Annotated in this window: 3 protein-coding genes and 2 pseudogenes; 4 read left to right on the forward strand and 1 reads right to left on the reverse strand. The window is 63.8% G+C overall.

Annotation, left to right across the window (positions count from 1 at the left end; all coding sequences use genetic code 11):
* Both ACLP9N_RS32260 and ACLP9N_RS32265 read left to right on the forward strand, forming a co-directional pair.
* Window positions 1–295 (forward strand): annotated as a pseudogene (locus tag ACLP9N_RS32260) (LLM class flavin-dependent oxidoreductase); the annotation flags it as partial.
* A complete protein-coding gene (locus ACLP9N_RS32265; RefSeq protein ID WP_442411199.1) occupies window positions 295–1,308 on the forward strand; it encodes a zinc-binding dehydrogenase in 1,014 nt (337 codons plus the stop codon). The pseudogene ACLP9N_RS32260 and the gene ACLP9N_RS32265, both read left to right, overlap by 1 nt.
* Here ACLP9N_RS32265 and ACLP9N_RS32270 read toward each other — a convergent pair.
* On the reverse strand, window positions 1,305–1,637 hold the full coding sequence (locus tag ACLP9N_RS32270; protein WP_442411200.1) for a hypothetical protein: 333 nt from the start codon (window positions 1,635–1,637) through the stop codon (window positions 1,305–1,307). The genes ACLP9N_RS32265 and ACLP9N_RS32270 overlap by 4 nt on opposite strands.
* A gap of 210 nt (window positions 1,638–1,847) precedes the next feature.
* On the opposite strand from ACLP9N_RS32270, the pseudogene ACLP9N_RS32275 reads away from it, so the two are divergent.
* Window positions 1,848–2,051, forward strand: a pseudogene (locus tag ACLP9N_RS32275) (helix-turn-helix domain-containing protein); the annotation flags it as partial.
* A 402-nt stretch (window positions 2,052–2,453) separates the two neighbouring features.
* The coding region (locus tag ACLP9N_RS32280; protein ID WP_442411201.1) for an AAA family ATPase at window positions 2,454–2,585 on the forward strand (132 nt) is incomplete at its 3' end.

The following is a 2,585-nucleotide window of genomic DNA, read 5'->3' on the forward strand; positions in this document are numbered from 1 at the left end:
CATCGGCACGCCCGACGACGCGATCGCGCACATCGAAGACCTGCTCGAACGGTCCGGCGGCTTCGGGACGCTGTTGATGCTCGGCCACGACTGGGCGACCCCCGAGGCGACCTACCATTGCTATGACCTGATGGCCCGCAAGGTCATTCCCCACTTCAAGGGACAGCTCCAAGCTTCACGATCGTCGCATGACTGGGCCAAGGGCAGGCGTGACCAGCTGATCGGCCGCGCCGGTGAGGCCGTGGTGAAAGCCATCACAGAACATGTGGCGGAACAATCGAGCGGAGCCAACTGATGCGCGCCGCGGTGTTGCGCGACGGCCGCATGGTGTACCGGGATGACGTGCCCGAGCCGGTGCCCGGACCGGGCCAGGTGCTGGTCGATGTGCGCGCGTGTGGAATCTGTGGTTCTGACCTGCATTTCGCCGCCCACGGTGACGAGGTGGTGGCGATGACCGCTCAGGTGGCCCCCGATACCGGGGGCACTGGCATCGATCTGGGCCACGATGTCTTCATGGGGCACGAGTTCAGCGCCGAAGTGCTCGAGGCCGGCCCCGACACGGAGACCCATCCGCCCGGAACCCCGGTTACGTCGATTCCGGTGCTGCTGTCCGCCAACGGCGTAGAGCCGATCGTCTACAGCAACAGCACCATTGGCGGCTACGCCGAGCGGATGCTGCTCTCGGCGCTGCTGCTGCTGCCCATCCCCAATGGCCTCGATTTCAGACATGCCGCGCTGACCGAACCCATGGCGGTCGGGTTGCACGCCGTCAACAAGTCAGACATTCAGCGAGGCGAGACGGCCCTGGTGCTCGGGTGCGGCCCGATCGGCATCGCGATCATCGCGGCCCTTCGAGCGAGAGGCGTCGAAACCATTGTTGCAGCCGACTTCTCACCGAAACGTCGGGAACTGGCCACCGCGATGGGCGCCCACCGGACGTTGGATGCTGCGCACGGTTCACCATTCGACACTGTGAAACCCGCGGTCGTGTTCGAGGCGGTCGGTGTGCCGGGCATCATCGACGACGTGCTGTTGCGGGCCCGGCCGGGCACCCGTTTGGTGGTCGCCGGGGTATGCATGCAGCCCGACACAGTGCACCCGTTCTACGCCATTGCCAAAGAGATCAACGTGCAATTCGTATTGGCCTACACCCCCGACGAGTTCGTCGATTCGCTGCGCGCGCTGGCCGAGGGCGACATCGACGTCGCCCCGCTGATCACCGGCGAGGTCGGACTGGACGGGGTCGGCAAGGCGTTCGACGACCTCACCGACCCCGAGCGGCACTGCAAAATTCTCGTGACGCCCTAGGCCCGGTTGGATCCGACGGCGGTGTCGGTGTTGGCCATGTTTACCCCGGCGGTTTGCACTTTCTGCCCGTGCGCATTGGCCTGCTCGTAGATCACCTGGAAGTTTCGGCCCAGCTCGGTGATGAAATGTTTACTGGCCGTCGATAGAACCTCGAAACCGGCAGACCCGCTGTCTCTCTTAGGGCTTCGAGGTCGATGAAGGGGACCTGATCGGCTAGTGCCGCTCCACGCCGCCAGATCCGCAGCTGCACCGTGGCTTCGACCAGCGCCAGTTTGAGTTGCTCGTTTTCCAGCTGCAGCCGGCGTTGCTCGGGGGTTCCCTGCTACCAGCCATCTCGCCGGCCAATACTCACAACACGACCCGCCGCTTGTCGTCCGGTGCGATCTTCGTTCGCCGCGACCTGGTCACAACATCCACCCAACCCCTGCAACCGTGCCGCACTGTGGGCAACGCGCCCTGCCAAAAGGTTTCAGGCAGTGGACACTGGCCCCCGCCGCCCTGGTGGCGGTGGTCGAGTCCACGCCGCAGTCCATTCCGTGGCCCAACCGCTGCCGATTACCGACAGTGAACGTGAGAACGTGATGCTGGGTGCGGCCGGTTTATCCAACCGTCAGATCGCCGAAAGGCTTTCTGGCTCAGTGCGAACGGTGGAAGGACACGTTTATCGCATCTTCGCAAAGCTCGGCATCGAGCACCGCGAGCAGCTCATCCACTTAGTGAGTGGCGCTCTCTCCGGGATGTAACTCAACGTCGGCAACCAACCCGGTTTCAAGCGCGTCGAACTCGTCGGCCGCGGCCAGCAGATCCGCGGCGACTTCCCGGGTGGTGCCGCGTCGACCTTGGCGAAGGCGACGACACGGACAAGATGACCTGCTTAGCAACCATACCGTCCGCGATTTCCGATCCTGCAATTACGCCAGGATGATTTGCGCCAGAGCAGTGGTCTACGCATACGGCGCACGCTCAAAAACCCTGCAAAAGGCATGATCTAGGGAACGCGTGTCACATGTCCGGGTAACCAGGTGTTGCCCGGAAAATCGAAATCTGGCACTAACCGTGGGCGGACTCAGTAGCGTCTGCAAAAAGATCTGGCGGTGGAGGTTCGACGTCCGGTGGAAACGGGAAGCGGGTCGCGGTGGCCGATAGTGTGCCGCGACGACGAGCTGCGTCAAGCGTTGGCAGCACTCGACGGCGGCGCGGAGTTCCATGGCGTGGCGTTGGTCGGCGATAGCGGGGTCGGCAAATCGACACTGGCTCGCGCACTTGCCGACACACTC

The organism is Mycobacterium sp., from assembly GCF_052144515.1.
In the GTDB taxonomy this organism is placed as follows: Bacteria; Actinomycetota; Actinomycetes; order Mycobacteriales; family Mycobacteriaceae; genus Mycobacterium.